This window comes from Bacillus salitolerans, from assembly GCF_042680805.1.
GTDB classification, from domain to species: Bacteria; Bacillota; Bacilli; order Bacillales; family SA4; genus Bacillus_CJ; species Bacillus_CJ salitolerans.
Map to the genome: position 1 here is coordinate 133,148 of NZ_JBHUEM010000024.1, position 22,055 is coordinate 155,202.

General features: G+C 39.1%; 19 protein-coding genes. 3 read left to right on the forward strand and 16 right to left on the reverse strand.

Annotated elements, in window-relative coordinates; all coding sequences use genetic code 11:
* The first annotated feature begins 161 nt into the window (after positions 1-161).
* Positions 162-818 carry a Spo0E family sporulation regulatory protein-aspartic acid phosphatase gene (locus ACFSCX_RS15295; protein WP_377929117.1) on the forward strand — a complete coding sequence of 219 codons (657 nt, stop codon included), beginning with the start codon at positions 162-164 and terminating at the stop codon, positions 816-818.
* Positions 819-998: 180 nt separating this feature from the next.
* Here ACFSCX_RS15295 and ACFSCX_RS15300 read toward each other — a convergent pair whose 3' ends face one another.
* The 12 genes from ACFSCX_RS15300 to ACFSCX_RS15355 all read right to left on the reverse strand — a co-directional run bounded on the left by ACFSCX_RS15300 (position 999) and on the right by ACFSCX_RS15355 (position 16,906).
* Entirely contained in the window at positions 999-1,523 is a 525-nt protein-coding gene (locus tag ACFSCX_RS15300) for an NUDIX hydrolase (RefSeq protein ID WP_377929118.1), read from the reverse strand.
* 1,459 nt (positions 1,524-2,982) lie between these two features.
* On the reverse strand, positions 2,983-3,519 hold the full coding sequence (locus tag ACFSCX_RS15305; RefSeq protein WP_377929119.1) for a 2'-5' RNA ligase family protein: 537 nt from the start codon (positions 3,517-3,519) through the stop codon (positions 2,983-2,985).
* A 23-nt stretch (positions 3,520-3,542) separates the two neighbouring features.
* On the reverse strand, positions 3,543-4,316 hold the full coding sequence (locus ACFSCX_RS15310; protein WP_377929120.1) for an SDR family oxidoreductase: 774 nt from the start codon (positions 4,314-4,316) through the stop codon (positions 3,543-3,545).
* Between the two features lie 86 nt (positions 4,317-4,402).
* On the reverse strand, positions 4,403-5,950 hold the full coding sequence (gene pruA, locus ACFSCX_RS15315; protein WP_377929121.1) for an L-glutamate gamma-semialdehyde dehydrogenase: 1,548 nt from the start codon (positions 5,948-5,950) through the stop codon (positions 4,403-4,405).
* A 305-nt stretch (positions 5,951-6,255) separates the two neighbouring features.
* Positions 6,256-7,422, reverse strand: a complete 1,167-nt coding sequence (locus ACFSCX_RS15320; RefSeq protein WP_377929122.1) for a CamS family sex pheromone protein — start codon at positions 7,420-7,422, stop codon at positions 6,256-6,258.
* A gap of 12 nt (positions 7,423-7,434) precedes the next feature.
* Positions 7,435-9,438, reverse strand: a complete 2,004-nt coding sequence (ligA, locus tag ACFSCX_RS15325; protein ID WP_377929123.1) for an NAD-dependent DNA ligase LigA — start codon at positions 9,436-9,438, stop codon at positions 7,435-7,437.
* Between the two features lie 80 nt (positions 9,439-9,518).
* On the reverse strand, positions 9,519-11,729 hold the full coding sequence (pcrA, locus tag ACFSCX_RS15330; protein WP_377929124.1) for a DNA helicase PcrA: 2,211 nt from the start codon (positions 11,727-11,729) through the stop codon (positions 9,519-9,521).
* Positions 11,730-11,802: 73 nt separating this feature from the next.
* Positions 11,803-12,495, reverse strand: a complete 693-nt coding sequence (pcrB, locus tag ACFSCX_RS15335; RefSeq protein WP_377929125.1) for a heptaprenylglyceryl phosphate synthase — start codon at positions 12,493-12,495, stop codon at positions 11,803-11,805.
* A gap of 510 nt (positions 12,496-13,005) precedes the next feature.
* Positions 13,006-13,500 carry a hypothetical protein gene (locus ACFSCX_RS15340; RefSeq protein WP_377929126.1) on the reverse strand — a complete coding sequence of 165 codons (495 nt, stop codon included), beginning with the start codon at positions 13,498-13,500 and terminating at the stop codon, positions 13,006-13,008.
* Positions 13,501-13,671: 171 nt separating this feature from the next.
* Positions 13,672-13,974, reverse strand: a complete 303-nt coding sequence (locus ACFSCX_RS15345; RefSeq protein ID WP_377929127.1) for a YerC/YecD family TrpR-related protein — start codon at positions 13,972-13,974, stop codon at positions 13,672-13,674.
* 33 nt (positions 13,975-14,007) lie between these two features.
* Entirely contained in the window at positions 14,008-15,075 is a 1,068-nt protein-coding gene (locus tag ACFSCX_RS15350; protein WP_377929128.1) for a DUF3048 domain-containing protein, read from the reverse strand.
* 88 nt (positions 15,076-15,163) lie between these two features.
* The gene (locus ACFSCX_RS15355; RefSeq protein WP_377929129.1) at positions 15,164-16,906 is read right to left on the reverse strand and encodes an adenine deaminase C-terminal domain-containing protein; all 1,743 of its coding nucleotides are present in this window, start codon (positions 16,904-16,906) and stop codon (positions 15,164-15,166) included.
* 189 nt (positions 16,907-17,095) lie between these two features.
* Between ACFSCX_RS15355 and ACFSCX_RS15360 the strand changes: the two genes are divergently transcribed.
* Both ACFSCX_RS15360 and ACFSCX_RS15365 read left to right on the forward strand, forming a co-directional pair.
* Positions 17,096-17,359 (forward strand): YgaP family membrane protein, encoded by a 264-nt coding sequence (locus ACFSCX_RS15360; protein ID WP_377929130.1) that lies wholly within the window; start codon positions 17,096-17,098, stop codon positions 17,357-17,359.
* A 134-nt stretch (positions 17,360-17,493) separates the two neighbouring features.
* Positions 17,494-17,574: an EYxxD motif small membrane protein gene (locus tag ACFSCX_RS15365; RefSeq protein ID WP_377929150.1), complete on the forward strand. Its 81-nt coding sequence runs from the start codon at positions 17,494-17,496 to the stop codon at positions 17,572-17,574.
* Here ACFSCX_RS15365 and purD read toward each other — a convergent pair.
* Genes purD through purM form a run of 4 tightly spaced genes read right to left on the reverse strand, consistent with a single transcriptional unit; the run spans position 17,552 to position 21,981 of the window.
* Complete coding sequence (purD, locus tag ACFSCX_RS15370; RefSeq protein WP_377929131.1) at positions 17,552-18,817, reverse strand: phosphoribosylamine--glycine ligase; 1,266 nt, start codon at positions 18,815-18,817, stop codon at positions 17,552-17,554. The genes ACFSCX_RS15365 and purD overlap by 23 nt on opposite strands.
* A 13-nt stretch (positions 18,818-18,830) precedes the next feature.
* The gene (purH, locus tag ACFSCX_RS15375) at positions 18,831-20,369 is read right to left on the reverse strand and encodes a bifunctional phosphoribosylaminoimidazolecarboxamide formyltransferase/IMP cyclohydrolase (protein ID WP_377929132.1); all 1,539 of its coding nucleotides are present in this window, start codon (positions 20,367-20,369) and stop codon (positions 18,831-18,833) included.
* Complete coding sequence (gene purN, locus ACFSCX_RS15380; RefSeq protein ID WP_377929133.1) at positions 20,369-20,944, reverse strand: phosphoribosylglycinamide formyltransferase; 576 nt, start codon at positions 20,942-20,944, stop codon at positions 20,369-20,371. Before purN ends, purH begins: the two co-directional genes overlap by 1 nt.
* Positions 20,941-21,981, reverse strand: coding sequence for a phosphoribosylformylglycinamidine cyclo-ligase (purM, locus tag ACFSCX_RS15385; RefSeq protein WP_377929134.1), 1,041 nt, complete (start codon positions 21,979-21,981; stop codon positions 20,941-20,943). Before purM ends, purN begins: the two co-directional genes overlap by 4 nt.
* Positions 21,982-22,055: the final 74 nt, after the last annotated feature.

Below are 22,055 nucleotides of genomic sequence, written 5' to 3' on the forward strand. Positions count from 1 at the left end.
TTTCATCACTTAGCATAATGGATATCTGCTTACTTTCATATAGACTTTTTTCTGTAAATTTTTCTATAAAAAAAATGTCTAGTTCTGTCGATAGTATTTCTTTTTTTATCTTTTATTGTAAACTAATTTTAATAGAAATATAGGTAGAAAGGATGAAGAACATGTTAATGCATCTTATTGAACATACCCGAAAAGAAATGCTTTCTCATGCAGGATTATACGGGTTCACTTCGTCTACTACAGTTTCTACAAGTCAAAAGCTTGATCAACTATTAAACTTATATCATTCGGATCAACGTAATCAAATTAACAACCTTTTAAAGTACGAAACCAAAGTACATCACAGTGTACTAATCAATATACTAGAGGGATGTCAGGTATTTCAATCTTCATTAATCTTTGAAGCAAGTGAGCTTTCATTACTTAAGAGTATCAATGAAGAGTGGCAATCACTATCAGAGATTACCAGCTTATTACAATACCTTGAAAAACATTATGGTAAAAATCTTCTCTACCACATCGGATCATTTGTCCCAACAAATAGTCTCTTCCCAGAAGATATCGATACATTCGAATCCGCTCTTCTTAATCTTAATAAAGTCTATTATTTAAACCATACCAATGATGTAGGCAGAAAATATACTACCACTTTATTAGATGCTAAAGAATATTTTCTAGCTGCACAAACTCCATCTTACTCAAACGCCTTCAATTTAGGCTTAATAAATGGGTTAGCCGAAAAGTTTAACCGACCAATCAGCTATATTCAGGAAATTACACCTATGAATGGCGGACAATTTAGGATCTTTGTCAAATAGGTTGAAAGATACTTATTGCAAATGTAGATGAAACTAAATGTTTCACTATAGAATACTCCTAGTCTGACGGAGTCGATAATTGTTAGTAATTGGAGCAAGTTGATATTCCTGCTCTAAAAAATAGGTTTAGTTCATATAAAAACGACTCTTAGGTGAGTCGTTTTTAATTTATCATAAGCATTAAGAGAAATTATTCCTAAGTAATAATTGTTGTGCTAATTCCTTAAGCACATATGTTTCTCTCTCTATCCAGCCATTGCTGTTAGATTGCTTTGCTACTCTCTCATTTTGACAAATGGCTTCATCTATAGTAACGAACCTTGGAGTGAAATTTTGTTCAGACTCATAATCGTCCAATTTCTGTAGTCCCTTTTCTCCGGTTACCTCGCATATGTAATAATGTGAATGCATTTCAAAAATAGCTGATGGCATATACTGATCTATCTGCTTCTCAATGACCATTCCAATCTTTTCTTTTACGACACACTGGGTATAGCCTGCTTCCTCAGCAACCTCTCTTTTCAGTGCTTCTTCATGAGACTCATTTCCTTCCACTCCTCCTCCAGGAAACTTATAGTCATCATAACAGGATTGAATGAGAAGCAGCTTACCATCTTTCATTATAATTGCTCTGACAGCGACTCTAATATTCTTTGAATATTGGGTTTCATCGTACTTTTGAATGCCCATCAAGGTATAAAACATCATTTGCGTCACCTTTTTCCGGAAATTGTTTGACAACTAAACCTTTAAACAGACTGCAATTGCTAGTTTGATATTGTTTACTTACCCCGTTTCCTACTTTTCTTACCTCGCGAGCTCTTTTACTTTCCTCGAATCGTACTTTACTTACCTCTAGCTTCTTTTACTTACCCCGTTTCCTGCTTTTCTTACCTCGCGAGCTCTTTTACTTTCCTCGAATTGTACTTTACTTACCTCTAGCTTCTTTTACTTACCCCGTTCCCTGCTTTTCTTACCTCGCGAGCTCTTTTACTTTCCTCGAATTGTACTTTACTTACCTCTAGTTTCTTTTACTTACCCCGTTCCCTGCTTTTCTTACCTCGCGAGTTCTTTTACTTTCCTCGAATCGTACTTTACTTTACCTCTGACTTCTTTTACTTACCCCGTTTCCTACTTTTCTTACCTCGCGAGCACTTTTACTTTCCTCGAATTGTACTTTACTTACCTCTGACTTCTTTTACTTACCCCGTTGCCTGCTTTTCTTACCTCGCGAGCTCTTTTACTTTCCTCGAATTGTACTTTACTTACCTCTGACTTCTTTTACTTACCCCGTTGCCTGCTTTTCTTACCTCTAGCTTCTTTTACTTACCCCGTTCCCTGCTTTTCTTACCTCGCGAGCTCTTTTACTTTCCTCGTATTGTACTTTACTTACCTCTGACTTCTTTTACTTACCCCGTTGCCTGCTTTTCTTACCTCTAGCTTCTTTTACTTACCCCGTTTCCTACTTTTCTTACCTCGCGAGCTCTTTTACTTACCTCGAATCGTACTTTACTTACCTCTAGCTTCTTTTACTTACCCCGTTGCCTGCTTTACTTACCTCGCGAGCTCTTTTACTTACCTCGAATTGTACTTTACTTACCTCTGACTTGTTTTACTTACCCCGTTTCCTACTTTACTTACCCCGCGAGCTCTTTTACTTTCCTCGAATTGTACTTTACTTACCTCTGACTTCTTTTACTTAACCCGTTCCCTGCTTTTCTTACCTCGCGAGCTCTTTTACTTTCCTCGAATTGTACTTTACTTACCTCTAGCTTCTTTTACTTACCCCGTTTCCTACTTTACTTACCCCGCGAGCTCTTTTACTTTCCTCGAACTTTACTTACCTATGACTTCTTTTACTTACCCCGTTCCCTGCTTTTCTTACCTCGCGAGATCTTTTACTTTCCTCGAATCGTACTTTACTTACCTCTGACTTCTTTTACTTACCCCGTTTCCTACTTTTCTTACCTCGCGAGCTCTTTTACTTTCCTCGAATTGTACTTTACTTACCTCTAGCTTCTTTTACTTACCCCGTTGCCTGCTTTTCTTACCTCGCGAGCTCTTTTACTTTCCTCGCATCGTACTTTACTTACCTCTAGCTTCTTCTACTAATCCCGATCGAATTATACTAGTATCGCTCACTGATTTACATACATCCACCAATTTATACCAGCTTTTTACAATAAATGATCGGTGCTTTTCCTTTTTCTGTAACATCAATAACCGCAATTTTATCTATTCTACCTTCGATCTTACTATAGCAATTCGTACAATACTCAAAGGCCTTTGTTAAATTTTCTGAAGATAGTCTATTGGCAATCGTACAGTGTGGAATCCAATAATTCGGTAAATATAGGGAGTCTGGTATATCATTAAACTGTACAAAATGACGATGATGACTGACGTGTAAATCGTTCAACTTTCTTGTAACAGTTGGTGCGAAATACAAAGCTCCTGAGTTTAAAAAGGATCCTATTGACTCAAATGTAATGTCGACAGCTTGTGTACCCTCGTAAACATCATCCATTCGCTTGAAAAATTCCTTGTTGTTAACATCCCTATATGTAGCTATTGTAATATGGGGTTTTCTATCCTCTACTTCAAAAGCATAGCTCGATATATTCCTTTCTCTTAATTCATGCCAAATCTCTTTGATTAAACGCTCTGTTTTCTCATCAAAGATTGCAATTACTCCAAACATTTCAATCACACCTTCACAGCTTGTTATCTTCTAAATCCACCTTCTGAATGAATAATTTGACCCGTAATCCACTCTGCCTCGTCGCTCACAAGAAATTTAATGGCTCTTGCAACATCCCTTGGTTCTCCTATTCTTCCAAACGGAAATTGCGGTAGTAAGTCATTTTTGATTTCCTCCGTCATCCAACCCGTATCTGTTGGACCAGGATTGATGGCATTCACAGTTATTCCTAATGGTGCGAGTTCTGCAGATAACGTTATCGTTAGCGCATCTATCGCTCCTTTTGTAGTCGCATAGGCTAATTCACCAGGCATCGGCCCTTTAAATTGTCCAGATGTAAGATTGATGATTCTCCCTCCAGATTTCTTCGTAAAGGACCTGGCAAAATAACTACTTACTAATGTCGTTGCACGGATATTCACCAAGTAATGCTGATCTAAATCTTTAGCAGTAATCGTTAATACATCATTACTTGTAGAAAATGCAGCATTATTTACTAAAATATCTGGTTCACCCAATTGCTCAATGACTTTCTGAATAAGCAGATTTGGTGCATCTTCTTGTGTCAAATCAATCTCCATACAAGCAATCTGAACGCCTTCTTCCAATAATTCTTCTTTTAATGTTACTGGCTCATCCTGTTCTACACTCCATGGCATTTCTTTATCATAATTTGTCCAATAAGTAAAAAAGATGGAATATCCCTCTCTAGCTAATTCTCTGCAAATAGCTGCGCCGATGCCTGATAAACGACTAACACCTGTAACGACCGCAATTTTATTTTTTGTATCTCTCATTCTAAATCCCCCATCACACACAATTACTATAATGTTCTCCTAAAGCAAACAAAACCCCTTCTATTTAGAAGGGGTCCATCTATTATTTATAGCATTTCTGATGTTGTCTTCGCTTGCATATGAAGTACTAAGTAGTCTGGGCCACCAGCTTTTGAGTCTGTTCCAGACATGTTGAATCCACCAAATGGTTGATATCCAACAATAGCACCTGTACAACCACGGTTAAAGTATAGATTACCAACATGGAAGTCTTCGCGTGCTTTTTCAATGTTTGCACGGTTATTTGTAATAACAGCACCTGTTAATCCATATTCTGTGTTGTTTGCAATTTCAATTGCGTGATCGAAGTCACGAGCCTTACAGAATGCAACGACTGGTCCGAAGATTTCTTCCTTCATGAGACGAGCATTTTCATCTACATCAGCAAAGATTGTTGGCTTAATGAACCAACCCTTAGAGTCGTCCCCTTCGCCACCATGCATTAACTTACCTTCTTCTTTACCAATTTCGATGTAGCTCATAATCTTATCATATGCACCTTGATCGTTAACAGGACCCATATAAGTTCCGTATACAGAACAGTCACCAATTGATAATTCTTTCGTTAACTCAACCGCGCGATTTAAAACTTGATCATACACATCTTCTACTATTACAGCACGTGAACACGCTGAACATTTTTGTCCAGAGAATCCAAATGCAGATGCAACGATTGATTTTGCCGCTAATTCAAGATCAGCTTCTTTATCAACAACGATTGTATCCTTCCCACCCATTTCAGCGATTACACGCTTTAACCAAATTTGACCTTCGCTTAGCTTAGATGCACGCTCATAAATGCGTAATCCTACGTCACGAGAACCTGTAAAGCTTACGAAACGAGTACGTGGGTGGTCAACTAAATAATCTCCAACCTCTGCCCCGCTACCAGGGATGTAGTTTACAACTCCTGCCGGAAGACCCGCTTCTTCTAGTACCTCCATGAATTTCGCTGCAACAACTGGTGTTGTACTTGCCGGCTTTAATAAAACCGTGTTACCTGCAACTAATGCAGCAGTCGTCATACCTGCCATAATGGCAAATGGGAAATTCCAAGGTGAGATAATAACCCCTACTCCAAGAGGGATATAATTAAAACGGTTATATTCAATTGGTCGGCTTTCTACTGGAATACCGTCCTTTAATTTAAGCATTTGACGTCCATAATACTCTAAGAAATCAATTGCTTCTGCTGTTTCAACGTCAGCCTCATTCCATGACTTACCAGCTTCTTTTGTTAAAATCGCTGAGAACTCATGCTTACGACGACGAATAATGGCAGCGGAACGGAATAAAATATCCGCGCGCACTTCTGGCTTCACTTTGCGCCAAGTCTTAAATGTCTCATCAGCTACTTTCATAGCCTTTTCAGCTAATTCACGACTAGCCTTTGATACAGTACCAACAACCTCATTACGATTTGCTGGATTCACTGATACGATCTTACTCTCAGTTGAGATACGCTCCCCACCAATAATCAGATCATAGTCCTTCCCTAAATAAGATTCAACAGTAGCAAGACCAGCTTCATATGCTTTTTTGTTCTCTTCTACCGTGAAATCTGTGAATGGTTCATGTTTGTAAGGTACTACCATCGATTTCTGCCTCCCTTAAATTGGATGTTCAAAAAGTCCGGGGAAAATCGCCGCCCTAATTTCTTCGTTGACTTGCCTTTCGCTCCTCATGTATATAAACATACAATCCGGTGCTCAGCTTTTGCCACCTCGAACTTCTCGGCTATTTTTGTCCTCCTTTTTGAACACGCTCTTAATAAATAAATTAAAACAGCAAAAATCAAGACAAAATCTACTAAACTTCGTCCCGAAAATAGCGTTTTCATCCTTCATCCCTTATTCTAACCGAAGAACCCTTTTTCTTTCAAACCTTTCCCCTAAAAAATTTAGTCATATATATGAACAAATGGTTCTTCCTTCCCTGCTTCACGTATGATTATTGCCTCTGGACCGCTGATGGACGAGATATAACACTTTACAGAAAAATAATTTTGGAAATGCTCCATTATGAGCCCAGTGACATATTGGGTAAACCCAACGACCTCTGCTTTTCCATAAAATTGCATCGGAATTTCAATTGTTAGTTCTGTTAGCTGTTCATCTTTATAAAACCCTCTACCGACCACACCTGTATAATTGGGGAAATATTCATCGATGTCAGCTTTAAAATTCAGCATTCTAGTTGCATCATCGCGATAATTCGCCATTGCATCTGATGATGGAAACAAATAATATTCTTCGTTGACAACAGTCCATTTTTCGACACTGTTCGCCTTTGATTTTACTTGTCCTTTCGCAAAAAAGTTGCCTGGAACAACGGAGGATTTGCCTTCCTGCTTAAAAAGTCCAACCGTAATTGGTACATTTTCCAACCCTTCGATATTTCGTATCCGACGAATCATCTCATCTGCCATTTCTTTTCCTTGCTGCTCAATTTCCGCATCAGGAATCTCATATTCACGAGGATATCCTTGCTCCTGTGAGTAATAGTGGATAGAATTCATTGCAAGACCAAGTACGATTCCACCTAACTCAGCTTTTCCTTCATCGTCCTTCACTAAATAATTCTGCTCTAGAATATGAGATAAATAAATCGGACTCGCTTCATTTTGTTCCTTTAGTGTTCCTTCTGTCACCGGAGGAGGATTTAATCCTAGATTCGCACCCTTATCTTCTTGATTAGCAAGCTGTTCATCTGTTAATTTTCTAGATAACCAAGCGGTAACTGTTTCACTATCTAAGTATTGTCCATCTTGATATAAGAATTCCTCCGTAGGAAACTGTTCCTGAGCTAATCTCATCAATCCTGTTTCGAATTCATCAATATCCAATCTATTGTTCATTCTGTATACAACAAGTCCTCTGGATTCACTTGGTTTAAATGGAATAACCGTACGATAATATTGATCCGATATGTTGTATTTAGGAACAATAGCTGTTTCTTGCGTATTATCATCGATATCTTGTACAATTTCTTCTTCCTTCTCAAACTGCGGCACACACCCACTTAATAAAAGGGTGCTCATTATGAAGAATGCCCCAAGTCTCCTCATCCTTCTTCACCTCTATCCATTTAACTCTAGAACTAGTTTCTCCTCATCCCAGATTTCAACACCATGCTTTTTCGCTTGATCTAATTTGGAACCAGCAGCCTCTCCAGCAATTAAAAGATCTGTATTCTTACTTACACTTCCTGAGACTTTTCCGCCAAGAAGTTCAATCTTTTCCTTCGCTTCATTTCTAGTTAAGATTTCAAGCTTACCTGTTAGCACGATGGTCTTTCCTGCGAAGTAAGAGTCGATTTCTTCTACATTCACCTTTTTAGGTCCTTGATAGGTCGTATTAACCCCTAACTCTTTTAATTCGTTGATAAGCTTTTGCACTTCTTCACTTCTAAAATAAGTATAGACAGAATCCGCCATCTTATCACCGATTTCATTTATAGCCGTTAGCTCTTCTACCGATGCTTGCTTTAGTGAATCAATTGTTTCAAATTGTTGTGCCAGCGTTTTGGCGGCTTTAGCACCTACATGCCTAATCCCTAAACCAAACAATAGCTTTTCAAGTGAGTTTGTTTTCGATGCTTGTATCGCTTGAATTAAATTAGTAGCCGATTTTTCGCCCATTCTTTCAAGTTCAACGAGCTGTTCCTTTGTCAGTCTATATATATCTGCTACATCATGAATCAACTTTTCCTTAAACAACTGACTGATGACCCGTTCTCCTAAGCCTTCTATATTCATCGCATCACGTGATACAAAATGGATAAGCCCCTCACGTATTTGAGCTGGGCACATAGGATTGATACAACGGAGTGCAACCTCACCTTCAATACGTACAAGCTCGCTATCACATTCTGGGCAATGACTTGGCATCGCAAATTCCTTCTCATCACCTGTTCTACGTTCTAACAAAACATTCACAACCTCAGGGATGATATCACCTGCTTTTTTAACAACAACATAATCCCCAAGCTTAATATCTTTCTCACGTATTAAGTCCTCATTATGTAAGGACGCTCTCTTCACCACTGTTCCCGCTACCCGAACAGGCTCAAGAATAGCTGTAGGAGTAATAACTCCTGTTCTTCCGACATTAAGATCAATATCAATAAGCCTTGTAACAACCTCTTCCGCAGGAAACTTATAGGCAATTGCCCAGCGAGGACTTTTGGCTGTAAAGCCAAGTTCATCCTGTTGTTCAAGTGAATCTACCTTAATCACTATTCCGTCTATTTCATACCCAAGCGTTGGACGTTTTTCATGCCAGCCATTTACAAATTCAATCACTTCATCAATTCCATTGCAGCGCTTTCTTTCATTATTGGTCTTAAATCCAAGCTCATCCAGTAGGTTCAAGCCTTCACTATGTGAAATAACCCCTGTATTCAGACCATTTCCAATGCCATATACAAATATGTCCAGATTTCGCTTAGCTGCAAGCTTAGGGTCTAATTGTCGCAACGAACCAGCAGCTGCATTACGGGGATTCGCAAATGGCTCTTCTTCCGCTTGATAGCGTACTTCATTTAATGCTTCAAACGATCGCTTTGGCATATAAGCCTCTCCGCGAACCTCTAAGCTAACTGGCTTTGTTAATCGCAATGGAATAGAGCGAATCGTTTTTAGATTTTGCGTAATATCTTCACCGATAGTCCCGTCACCTCGAGTGGCTCCACGAACAAATAAGCCATCTTCATATTTTAATGAAACAGCTAAACCATCTATCTTTAATTCACAAATGTAAGCAACCTGTTCTCCAACTCCTTGCCTTACACGTCTGTCAAAATCACGCAAATCCTCTTCATTAAAAGCATTTCCTAAGCTGAGCATTGGTGTATCATGTTCAACTTTCTCAAAAACGTCTAGAGCGACTCCACCTACCCGGTGAGAAGGAGAGTCCTCTGCTAAGTAATCTGGGTTTTGCTTCTCAAGTTGAATGAGCTCTTGCATAGCTTGGTCATACTCAAAATCCGAAACAGAGGGCTTATCTAGGACATGATACTCATGGTTCCATTTATGTAATAAAGCTCTTAGTTCATCTATTCTAGCCTTTGCTTGGTCGGACATTCTTTCATCTCCTTTTAGGAAAACTCGGCTATCTCAAGGTTTTTTATAACAACGAGATAGCCATTGTTTTGTTGTAAAACTTACACTTTTTCAATCGGAGCAAATTTTGCAAGTAAACGTTTAATTCCTGTAGGACTTGGAAAAGCAATATCAAGCTCTTTTGATTCTCCCTCTCCTTTAACACTCACCACTGTACCAGTACCCCATTTTTTATGGGATGCCTTGTCTCCAACTTTCCAACCAATCGATTCTCCACCTGTAGACTTCGCAGCAGGTCTCATAACCGGTGGTGTTTTTGGTTCTTTACGGGTTGTACTAAACGGAGAAGCCTTTTGCTTTTCTTCGTGAGCCTTTTCCACCAACTTCTCCGGAATTTCCGCAATAAAGCGCGAAACAGGATTCATACTGGTTCTTCCAAACAATGTTCTCATTTCAGCATTTGTAATATATAACTCTTGTTCAGCTCTTGTAATTCCAACATAGGCTAACCTGCGCTCCTCTTCCATTTCTTCGTCCTCAAATAGGGAACGACTGTGAGGAAATACCCCTTCTTCAAGACCCATTAAAAATACGACCGGAAACTCTAACCCCTTTGCCGCATGCAACGTCATAAGGACTACATTGCCTTGATCTTCATCTTCTTTTTCATCCATTTGATCAATATCAGATACTAGGGCAAGATCTGTTAGAAAGGCAATTAAACTTTTATCCTCATTTTTATCTTCGAAATTTTTCGTTACCGATAAGAACTCATCGATATTTTCTAAACGGCTTTGTGCTTCGAGCGTTTTCTCATTTTTGAGCATATCACGGTAACCAGTCTTGTCTAATACCTCTTCAACTAATTCCGTTACAGATAAATATTCCTGCTGCTGTACCCAGTTTCTTAGCTGATCGCGGAATTCCACTAGGGCATTGGTTATTTTTCCACTTAATCCAACAAGCTCAACCATTTGTAATGCCTCAAAAATGGACATATCGTGCATGACCGCATAATTCGCAAGCTTATCTAACGAAGTTGCCCCAACTCCGCGCTTTGGTACATTGATAATACGTGCCAAACTAATATCGTCATCAGGGTTTGCAATTAGACGCAGGTATGCAAGAATATCCTTAATTTCCTTTCTGTCGTAGAACTTAATCCCGCCAACGATATTGTAGGAGATATTAGATTTTAGTAATACTTCCTCCATTACACGGGACTGTGCATTCGTTCTGTAAAGGATGGCAAAATCTGAAGGCTTTCTCATGCCTGAATCAATTAATTGCTTAATGATTCCCGCTACGAAATAACATTCATCCTGTTCGGTAGTTGCGCGATAGTAGGTCAGCAATTTCCCTTCATTATTTTCTGTCCAGAGATTCTTTGGCTTACGGTTTGCATTCTTTTGAATAACTTCATTGGCTGCCTCGAGAATTCTCTTTGTAGAACGGTAATTTTGCTCAAGAAAGATAGCCTGTGCTCTTGGGTAGTCTTTCTCAAAGGATAGTATGTTACTAATATCCGCACCACGCCAGCGATAAATGGACTGATCAGAATCCCCCACTACACATAAGTTTTGGAAGCGACTAGCTAGTTGCTTAACAAGCATGTACTGTGCACGGTTCGTATCTTGATACTCATCCACGTGAATATATTGAAACTTTCGTTGGTAATATTCTAGCACTTCTGGGACTCTCATAAACAATTGAATGGTCATCATAATGAGATCATCAAAATCAAGCGCTTGGTTTTTACGTAGACGTTTTTGGTACTCAGTGTACACTTCTGCTACAATCCCCTCATATGGGCCCGCAGCACTTTTCATATATTCCTCTGGCGTTACTAATTCATTTTTCGCACTACTTATAGATCCTAATAAACTTCTGGGTTCAAATTTTTTCGAATCGACATTCTTATCTTTTAAAACATTTTTAATGACGGAAAGCTGATCCGTTGTGTCTAGGATGGTAAAGTTTCGATTGTATCCTAACCGGTCAATATCACGACGTAATATTCGGACACACATGGAGTGGAAAGTGGATATCCAAATCTCCTCAGCTGCTCCACCTACAATCTTAGCGACACGTTCTTTCATTTCACGCGCTGCTTTATTCGTAAAGGTAATGGCTAATATGTTCCAAGGAGCTACTTCCTTTTCGGCCATTAAAAACGCAATTCGGTGCGTTAACACTCTCGTTTTTCCACTACCAGCACCTGCCATGATAAGTAAAGGACCGTCTGTATGTTTGACTGCTTTTTGTTGCTCTGGATTTAATCCTGTTAAGAGTTTATTTGAAAGGTATTGCATCTCTTTTCACCGCCTAAATATCTATTAAAACGAACACGCGTTCTGTCATTCTATTATAATCGTAGAAATAAATCTATTCCAGTCCTTTTACCGTTTTTACTGTTAATAATGCTGTATCCAAGTCTTCATAAATGACATTTCCTACGACAACAGTGTGAGCTTTACTTGCCATTTCTTTTGCCTGGTCGACTGAAGAAATCCCGCCACCATAAAATAATCTAGTCTTCTCTAACGTATTTTTAACCTTTTGGACTAAGTGTGGATTCCCATAGCTCCCGCTGTACTCTAAGTAAAAAATGGGTAAATGAAATAGCTTGTCCGCTATTCTTGCGTAGGCAATGACATCCTCCTCCTGCAGGTCAGTGGTTGCATTGGTTAATTGTGCAACCTTTGAATCAGGATTCAATACGCAATAGCCCTCTGAAAGAATTTCGTCCCAATTCATAATATCACCATATTCCTTTATAGCCTGATGCTGCAGATCTATAATCCATTTCGGATCCTTACTATTTAATACAGTAGGTACAAAATAAAGATCGAATCCAGGGATAATTGAATCAATCGTGGAGACTTCTAGTATACAAGGAACTGAGTATCTTCGAATTCGAGCCAGCAAGTTGATGACATTATCTTCGGTGACACCATCACTTCCCCCAACTATAACTGCATCTGTTCCAGATTCACAAATCATCTCTAAGGTATCGTCTTCAATCTCTTTGTTAGGATCTAGTTTAAATACATGTTTCCACTCTTTAATGTCGTACATTTACTACTCCTCCATTTTCCTATCCATTCCTCCATTATATCAAATCGAAAAGGAAAACACCTTTATCCATCATGACTTTTATTCATTGAACTTACAATCATCAATCTGCTACCGGCACTTTGTTTGGCTTGATCCGAGAGTAGTCATATCTAACATATATGAAAAAATGTAAATATTTTATCCATAGCTTTTTCTTATGCGGTGTCTATTTGAAACGCAATTAGTTCTTACTTTACTTATGACGAACAAAAGGTTCAGGACACCCCGTTTAGCCTAAGGCAGAGCAAATGTTCATGCATGAAAAAAAGGGTGGCTTTCCTATTATTCATGCCAGGTGTTTTGACCAAGGAAAAAGTGATTTTTCTTTTTCCACGAGTAGGATGAAATGGCACAGATCGTCGCCATTTCATCTTGGCTGGATTGCTGGATACCCTATCACTAGCCATCCTCTTGCTGAAAACTTTTATTCTTTTATAATAATTAAAAAAAGAAGGCTGAATATCCGCCTTCTTAGATGATTTTACTATGTTGTTCCATCATCTCTAATTTAATTTGTTTGTCTAATTTGGTAACAGTGTAATCACTTAAAGTTAATATGGTATGTTCCTTTCTTTGTGTATATGTATTGAAATAAGGAGCTGTGACAGTGTGTAGCTTCCAATCTTTATAATGTGCCGTTAATATCTCCTCTGATTCTGTTATGGTAAAATGAACCCTCTTGATAATTGGGTAATGATCCCACATTACATGTTCAATTTTTCGGAACGAAAAAGGTAGTACCTCCCACTTTTTTACTTGAAGCTGTTCTTCAATGTATCTCTTCTCTTCTTCTGTTATATCAATGTTGAATACTCTATTAGTAAGAAAAATAGAGATTTCTGAAAGTTGACCTTCATCGAAAATAAAAAAGATCTCTTGATTATGGCTGACACTATTAGAAATGAATATTCCCCCATCCCCATCATATTCAACCACCTTATTAATCCTTACATATCGATTTGTCATGTTTTATATCCCCTAATGTTTATATAGTTTACCTATTAGTATGAAACGATTGATTCCATTTTAGACAAAACAATTTCATACAAGATTCGACTTACTAAAGGATTACAGCTTTTAATGGGATTTTTTAAAATAAAAAAGGTTAGCTCACGCTAACCTCTAGAATTGACAGTCCTATTTATTTTCTTTCTCGTATAAACGCTCTAATACCATCTCATAAGCATCATTTCCGTAGTTTAAGCATCGCTTCACACGGGAAATAGTTGCTGTGCTTGCACCTGTTTCGGCTTCAATTTTATGATAGGTGAAGCCTTCACGAAGCATCCTTGCTACCTCTAGTCGCTGAGCTAGGGACTGAATCTCGTTAACCGTACATAAATCGTCAAAAAAGCGATAGCACTCCTCTAAATCTCTCATTGCAAGAATGGCAGTAAATAACTGGTCCAGCTCTTTTCCACGCAGTTTATCTATTTGCATACCAATAGCTCCTTATATAAGTATTAGCCAATCTTAATTAGCTACTTGAAACGAAACCATGTCCTCCGACAGACTTGGAACTACGTTAATCCATGTTTTCCCGGGAACAAATCCTACCTCTTTTCCATCCAGGTAAGGAAGAATTCTACCGTTCGAGTTTTTCCACTCTACTTCCCTTACCTTTCCTTTTTGCAATAGTAATCCCTTGCCACCCGATGTTAAGTCTATGTCGCGTCTTCCTTTACTGTCTACCACCTTATGAGAGGTTTCCACAATAAAGATGTTATCTAGTAATACAGGTTCTCCTGACTCTAAATCCTCAGTACGCTCCTCACCACTGTATCGCTCATACTTCCCGGTGTCTCGATTATACATATACTCCACAATTGAAAAGCCGCTAGTGGAATATGCTATCATTACATTCTCTCCATTTTCCCCTGTAATACTTGCTGCCTCTTCAGAGCTTAAGAAAGAAAGTGGTTCAATCGTGTGAGTAGTTTTATACTTTTTCTGCTCAGCTCCCTTCCATACACTTTCATAGGTTATGTATGAATTATGTGGAGCTTTTCTAAAATCAGCTCTTTTAAAAAGAGTTCCATCATGAAACAATCCTTGTAAATAATCGACTTCATTACCTTGGAGCATCATTTGTGCTTCTGGACTCCATCCATGGCTGATATAAATTGAATCATACCCTTTGCTTAAGTTAATAAAATAATCACGAGCACTTCGAACGGGCCCTATGCTTTCAGGCTTATCACTTTGAAAAATAGCTAAAAATCTCGTAATATTTCCTTCCGCTAATACTTCATAGACGATATCTGCTTTTTGCAATCCAGTTTGGGGCCTTGCTTTTGGATCATTATTAATCATAACCGCTATGGTTCGCTGGTCAACCTCTTCATTTGTTCCAATTCCAGTTAACGGATAAACGTTTGCAAATTTAGGCTCTGCTTTATCTTTCTCATCTTTTTCGCTATTCTCTTCTGTTTGCTCATCTTCGAGTGGTTCTGCTACAACAGGAGCTGCCTCTTCCTTTCCACAACCTACTGAAATGGCTAGTAGAATTACTAGTAGGACAAAAAAGATGATTCGCTTCATTTTGACACAACCTTTACTTAATTTTCGTAGATGCTTGATGTTTAAGTTTTAGTCGTTTCTTGGATGTTCGCATCGATTCTCTATTATTTTAACGCATTATCGCAGGAAAAAGTACCATTTTCTTCATGACGTCATAGATCCCTACAGGTGTAACACGAATGTATGGAAGATGAGTAGAAGATAGGAATAATAGTGTATAAACTGGATCTAAAAATGGATAGCCTCGATCCTTCATAATTTGCTTATACTCCGTTTCTAGCTTCATTAAATCCTCTAAAGGTAGCGTTGACATTCTACCACTTAATGGAAGTGCAAGTTCAAATAGTATTTTGCCATTTTCTGCAATGACAATACCCCCACCTAGTTCCTTCATACGGTTAAATGCAAGCATCATATCAAGTTTACGTTTTCCAATTAATATAATGTCACCTGTGTTTGAATAGGAGCTTGCCAATCCATGAACCCTCTTTGCAAAGCCTTTTAACATCGTATTAATGCGCCATTTGCCCTTTTGATCAATCAGCATAAGAAAACTATCATCATGACTTTCTGATAATTCTTCAATTGACGTATCCACTGTGATTGAATAAGGCTTCATGATAACGGCATTCTCCATCTTCATCCCCATCGCCATCGAGAATTGCAGATCATCATAGGATAAATCCCAATCTAACGCTAATGGATCGAGGCCGCTTTGTTGCCATGAAAAAGAAGTTGATTCTTCCATGGATGCCCCATCTCTTTTTACCCACTGTCCTTTTGCCAAGACACTAATTGGGGTTGGGTTCTCTTTGGAAGATAAAATATTTATATTCGCTACCCTCCCCGTTGCAATATGCCCCATCTGTCCCTCAAGATGATAATGCTTAGCAATGTTATAAGATGCCATGTGGTAAGCATCAATAGGTGGGATTCCACTATCAATGGCCATTTTAATCATCATATCGGTAAATCCATGCTTATGAAATGAAGGGGTTGAGCCGTCTGTTGTCAGCAATAATGAGTCATAAGACTCTAGTGATAGCTCTTTCATTTCCTCAAGCAATTGAGGGAGGTCTGGTCGAATCGATGAATATCGTAAGGATACAGTATAACCTTGCATTAAGCGATTATAGATATCTTTTCCCGATAGTGATTCATGGTCACAATCAGCACCAAGTAATTTTAGTTTAACAAGAGTTTTTTCGGACGCTCCAGGAAAATGACCTTCAATTAATTTTTTACGATGCTTAGCTTCTTGTATCCAATGAAGCATCATATCATCACCTGCAAGTAGCTTTGGCCAACCTGTTAACTCTCCGCCTTGTATCACATCTTCACGTTCCAACCATGCCTTTATATTAGGCTGCGAAAATAATTGCTCTTCGTTAGTCATTTGAGACTGTGAATCAAACCTACACCACCAAAACATTGTTTGTGGAAGCTGTTGAAACTGATCCATTAAAGAAAACGCTTTCTTTTTTGGTAATTGTAAAAACAACACAAGGTTATCATTAATAAGTGCTGTAGTTCCGAACTGTGATGCATATTGGGCTAATGAGTGGGGATTATATAATTGAAATGGATGGGCATGTGGTTCTATATACCCTGGAACTACTACATTTTCGGTGCAGTCCACTAACTCTGTATGTAGCGATGAACTCGGTAGTTCGTCTCCTACATAGATAATTCGGTCTTCGTGTATCCATATGTTCGCACGTATCCACTTGCGAAGAATGGAGTGGAGAAAAGTAGCATTCTTTAGGACGACTGTTGGTGAACATTTTCCGTCTATAATATCAACATGTCTCCGTAATTGTAGGTTTCTCCAGCGATAACGTTGCTCTTGCATCCTATTCCCCCCATTCCTAGAAAAGCACTTCAAAGCTTTTCACTGTTTTTCTTATGTTCAATGTCGTCATTTGAATGTATACGTTCTGGCAAAAATCGTTAAGTAAAAGATCTTTTTTTCATCCTATCATAATTCGCAAGGTAACGCATTAAAGAATTATACAATAATGAGTAAAGTAGAGGTGCTTGTATGAAACAAAATATAGGAATGGTCAATAGCCTTATTCGGATTACGTGTGGATTCACCATGTTAGCCTTTGCTACTGCAAGATTGGCAAAACGTCCACATCGTGAAAGTTATTTAATTGTTGCTATGCTAGGTGCTATGAAGGTTGCTGAGGGGATGGTAAGGTTCTGTCCTATAACCTATTTATTTAACGAATATCAAACTGGTCAGACTCATGTAAATGGGGATCGTGGCCAAGAGCAAGAAGCGTTTATTAATCCTTCATAAATTCGTAAACGCAGTGATTATTCATACATCTGTGAAGGAACGTAATTTTTTTGCAAGAAAAATACCCCTTGCAGTCAGGCAAGGGGTTTCAGTTAAGGAGCTGATTCGAAATGTTTTGGGAATACTTGTTAGACATGTCTTTTCTATTAATTACGGTTATCGGAGGTATTATTGCTATTAGCTTTGTATACATTAAACGGAAGCGTGTGAAATAGCCTTATATCCAATATCCTTTCGATAAAAAACATACTCTGTTTTTAAATGCTTAAGCTCTTCATATACTTTTGTTTGTGCATCCTTTATTGATGTCCCTGAACCGGTCACGAGCAACACTCGACCACCATCAGTTACAATCTTCCCCTCTTGAAGAGCTGTTCCAGCATGGAACAATTGGGCACCTGTCATTTTCTCTAATCCTTCAATCACTTGACCCTTTTCATAAGAATCGGGATACCCTTTAGAGGCTACGACAACCCCTACAACTGATTCATCAGACCACTTGATTTCTGGCTGCTTTTTGTCTAGCACATCTAGCATAATTTGCACAAGATCACTAGAAAGTCGAGACAGAACCACTTGGGTCTCAGGGTCTCCAAAGCGGGCGTTAAACTCAATGACTTTTGGACCTTGTGCAGTTAGCATTAGTCCCGCATATAAAATACCTGTAAAAGAGCACCCATCTTCCATTAATCCTTTTGCGGTAGGAAGCAGAATCGTTTTTACAGATAGCTCCACAACATCTTCACTAATCTGTGGAACTGGTGAGTATGCCCCCATACCACCTGTATTCGGTCCTTGATCTCCATCAAAAGCCCGCTTATGGTCTTGTGCAATCACCATCGGATAAACTTCCTCACCACTTACAAAGGCCATTAAAGAAAACTCTTCACCTTCTAAGTATTCCTCGATTACGACTTGTCTGCTAGCTTTTCCAAACTTCTCACCTAGCATCATCGTTTCAATTGTAGAAAGAGCTTCCTCTAATGTCATAGCTACAACTACCCCTTTGCCAGCAGCCAAACCATCCGCTTTAATCACAATTGGAGCGCCCTTTTTTTCTATATATGCTTTTGCCTCTTCAAACTCCGTAAATGTTTCGTACTCGGCAGTTGGAATGTTATATCTTTTCATTAAATCCTTTGCAAAGCCCTTGCTACCTTCAATCGCTGCCGCATTTTGTTTAGGACCAAATACTTTTAAGCCTTCTTCTTGAAAACGGTCAACAATCCCTTTTACTAGCGGTGCTTCTGGGCCAATAATCGTTAAACCAATATGATTTTCTTGTGCAAAAGTAAGAAGTTCCTCATGATTGTTTTCATCAATTGCGACACAAGTAGCTACATCATTCATTCCCACATTGCCTGGTGCTACGAATACAGTTTCTACTAGAGGGCTTTGTGAAGCCTTCCATGCAATCGCGTGTTCTCTGCCACCGCGTCCTACAATTAATACATTCATCTATAGCTCCTCCTTAATGTTTGAAGTGGCGAACGCCTGTAAATACCATCGTAATTCCGTATTCATCAGCCTTCTTAATGGAGTCTTCATCTCGAATCGATCCACCTGGTTGAATAATCGCCGTTACTCCTGCTTTTGCTGCCGCTTCGACTGTATCATCCATTGGGAAAAATGCATCTGAACCTAGGGCGGCTCCATGAGCATTGTCTCCTGCTTGGTTAATCGCAATGTTTGCTGCTCCTACACGGTTCATTTGACCAGCACCGATACCGATCGTCATATCATCCTTCGCAAGCACAATTGCATTGGACTTTACATGCTTCACTACTTTCCAAGCTAGCTTTAAATCTGCCCATTCTTGTTCAGTTGGTTCCCTTTTTGTTACCACCTTAATGGCTGCATCTTCAAATGTATAGTGGTCACTCTCTTGAACAAGCACACCACCACTTACCGTTGATAAGCGGTTTTCAATACCTTTGTTCCCTTGAATATCTACTTCAAGTAAACGTAAGTTCTTTTTCGAGGTTAAAATTTCAAGTGCTTCCTTTGAGAAGTTTGGTGCAATGATAATTTCTAAAAAAATCTCTTTCAGTTTTATTGCAGTATCTGCATCAATTTCGCGATTAGCTGCGACGATTCCACCGAAAATAGAAACAGGATCTGCTTCATAAGCCTTTTCAAAAGCAATATGAATCGTTTCACCCACACCTACTCCACAAGGGTTCATATGCTTCACTGCGACAACAGCAGGAGCTTCAAATTCTTTCACTATTGATAATGCGGCATCAGCGTCATTAATATTGTTATAAGATAACTCTTTTCCATGCAGCTGAACGGCTGAGGAAATGGAACCACCAACTGGGATCGACTTTTGATAGAAAGCCGCCTTTTGATGAGGGTTTTCACCATATCGAAGATCCTGCTTCTTTTCAAAAGTTACTGTCAACGACTCTGGATGCTCTTCTCCGACTTGATTTGTTAAGTACTCTGCAATTAGTGCATCATATGCTGCAGTATGACGGAACACTTTGGCCGCTAAACGTTGCTTCGTTTCAAATGAAACCGCTTTGCTTTCGGCTATCTCACCTAAAACCACGTCATAATCAGCAGGGTCTACAACCACTGTCACAAATTTATGATTTTTCGCAGCAGAACGAAGCATTGATGGGCCACCAATATCAATATTTTCTATCGCATCTGCATACGTAACATCCTGCTTTTGAATCGTTTCTTTAAATGGATATAAGTTCACAACTACTAGGTCAATATTTTTGATTCCATGCTCTTCCATCGTCTTCACGTGATCTTCGTTATCACGAACCCCTAGAAGACCACCATGAATCATTGGATGAAGTGTTTTCACCCTGCCATCTAGCATCTCTGGGAAGTCTGTCACCTCAGAGATTCCTATAACCTTGATCCCGTTTTCTTCTAATAGTTTGCTTGTTCCACCAGTAGAGATAATTTCTACTCCAAGTGCTGCTAGCCCTTTTACGAAAGGGAGTAATCCTTCCTTATCCGAAACACTTACTAATGCTCGTTTTATCGTCATTATTTCGCCCCTCCAGTTAAGATTGCCTCTATCGTTTTTGGATACAGATCATGTTCAACCTTTTGAATGTTTGCCTGTAAGCTTTCATACGTATCGTGTTCCTCAATTCGTACTGCTTCTTGAGCAATAATTGGACCAGTATCCATTCCTTCATCAACAAAGTGAACCGTTACTCCCGTAATTTTTACCTTCGCTTCAAAAGCCTGACCTATCGCATCTAATCCTGGGAAAGCAGGTAATAGAGAAGGGTGGATATTCACAATCCTTCCATCATAGGCGTGCAACAGAGTTTCCCCTACTAACCGCATATAACCGGCAAGGACCAGCCAGTCAATTTCATAGTTTTTTAGCTCCGTTAAAATGGCTTCTTCGTAATGTTTTTTGGAGCTAAACGATTTAGCCGTAAAAACATACGTAGGAACTCCAGCTTGATTCGCTCTTTCTATTACCTTAGCTTGTTCCTGATCACAAACGAGTAAAGATACTTCAGCCTGTAAGCTTCCAGCTTTTACTGAATCAACAATAGCTTGAAAGTTACTGCCTGACCCAGAAGCAAAAATCGCTATACGCTTCATCTTAAAGCTCCTCCACCAAATGTTACTCCAGAACCTTCCTTTACACGTCCAATAATAAACGCTTTTTCACCTTGTGCTTCTAATTCTTGAATGACTGGGATTAAATCTGCTTCACTCACCGCAACGACCATGCCAATACCCATGTTAAAGATATTAAACATTTCTTTTTGCTCGAGGTTACCTTCTCGTTGTAAGACATTAAAAATTGGAGGGATTGGCCATGATCCGTTGTCAATTTCAGCACTGCAATTTTCTGGAAGCATTCTTGGGATATTTTCAATAAACCCTCCACCTGTAATATGTGCCATTCCTTTAATATCAAAGTTTTTCATGACTTGTAATAACGGCTTTACGTATATTTTTGTTGGAGTTAGTAATTCTTCCCCTAGCGTTCCTTCAAGACCTTCGACTTTATCTGTTAACGAAAAGCCCGCCTGCTCTAAAAGGATTTTCCGAACTAATGAGAAGCCATTACTGTGAAGTCCACTTGAAGTTAAACCAATTAAGCAATCACCTGGCTGTACCTTTTGACCTGTTACAATTTTTGATTTCTCAACAGCGCCAACAGAAAAACCGGCTAAATCATATTCCTGTTCATCGTACATACCTGGCATCTCCGCTGTCTCTCCACCTACGAGAGCACACCCCGCTTGTTCACAGCCATCAGAAATCCCTTTCACAATTGCTTCGATTTTTTCCGGAATTGCTTTCCCGCATGCTATATAATCTAAAAAGAATAAAGGCTCTGCTCCTTGAACCACAATATCATTTACACACATGGCAACAGCATCTATTCCGATCGTATCGTGCTTATCCATCATAAACGCTAGCATAAGCTTTGTCCCCACACCATCAGTACCTGATACAAGTACAGGCTCTTTTAGGTTTAATGAGGAAAGGTCAAACATTCCACCAAACCCACCAATACTTCCCATTACACCACTTCGCATCGTACGTTGAACATGTTTTTTCATTCTTGAAACAGCTTCATAGCCAGCTTCAATGTCCACTCCAGCTTCCTTATATGAATTCGCCACCATAAATCCCCCTTTTAGCCTTTTAAAGCAATGGGGGACAAGCCTCCATTGCTTTAATTGTTGAAGCACAAATT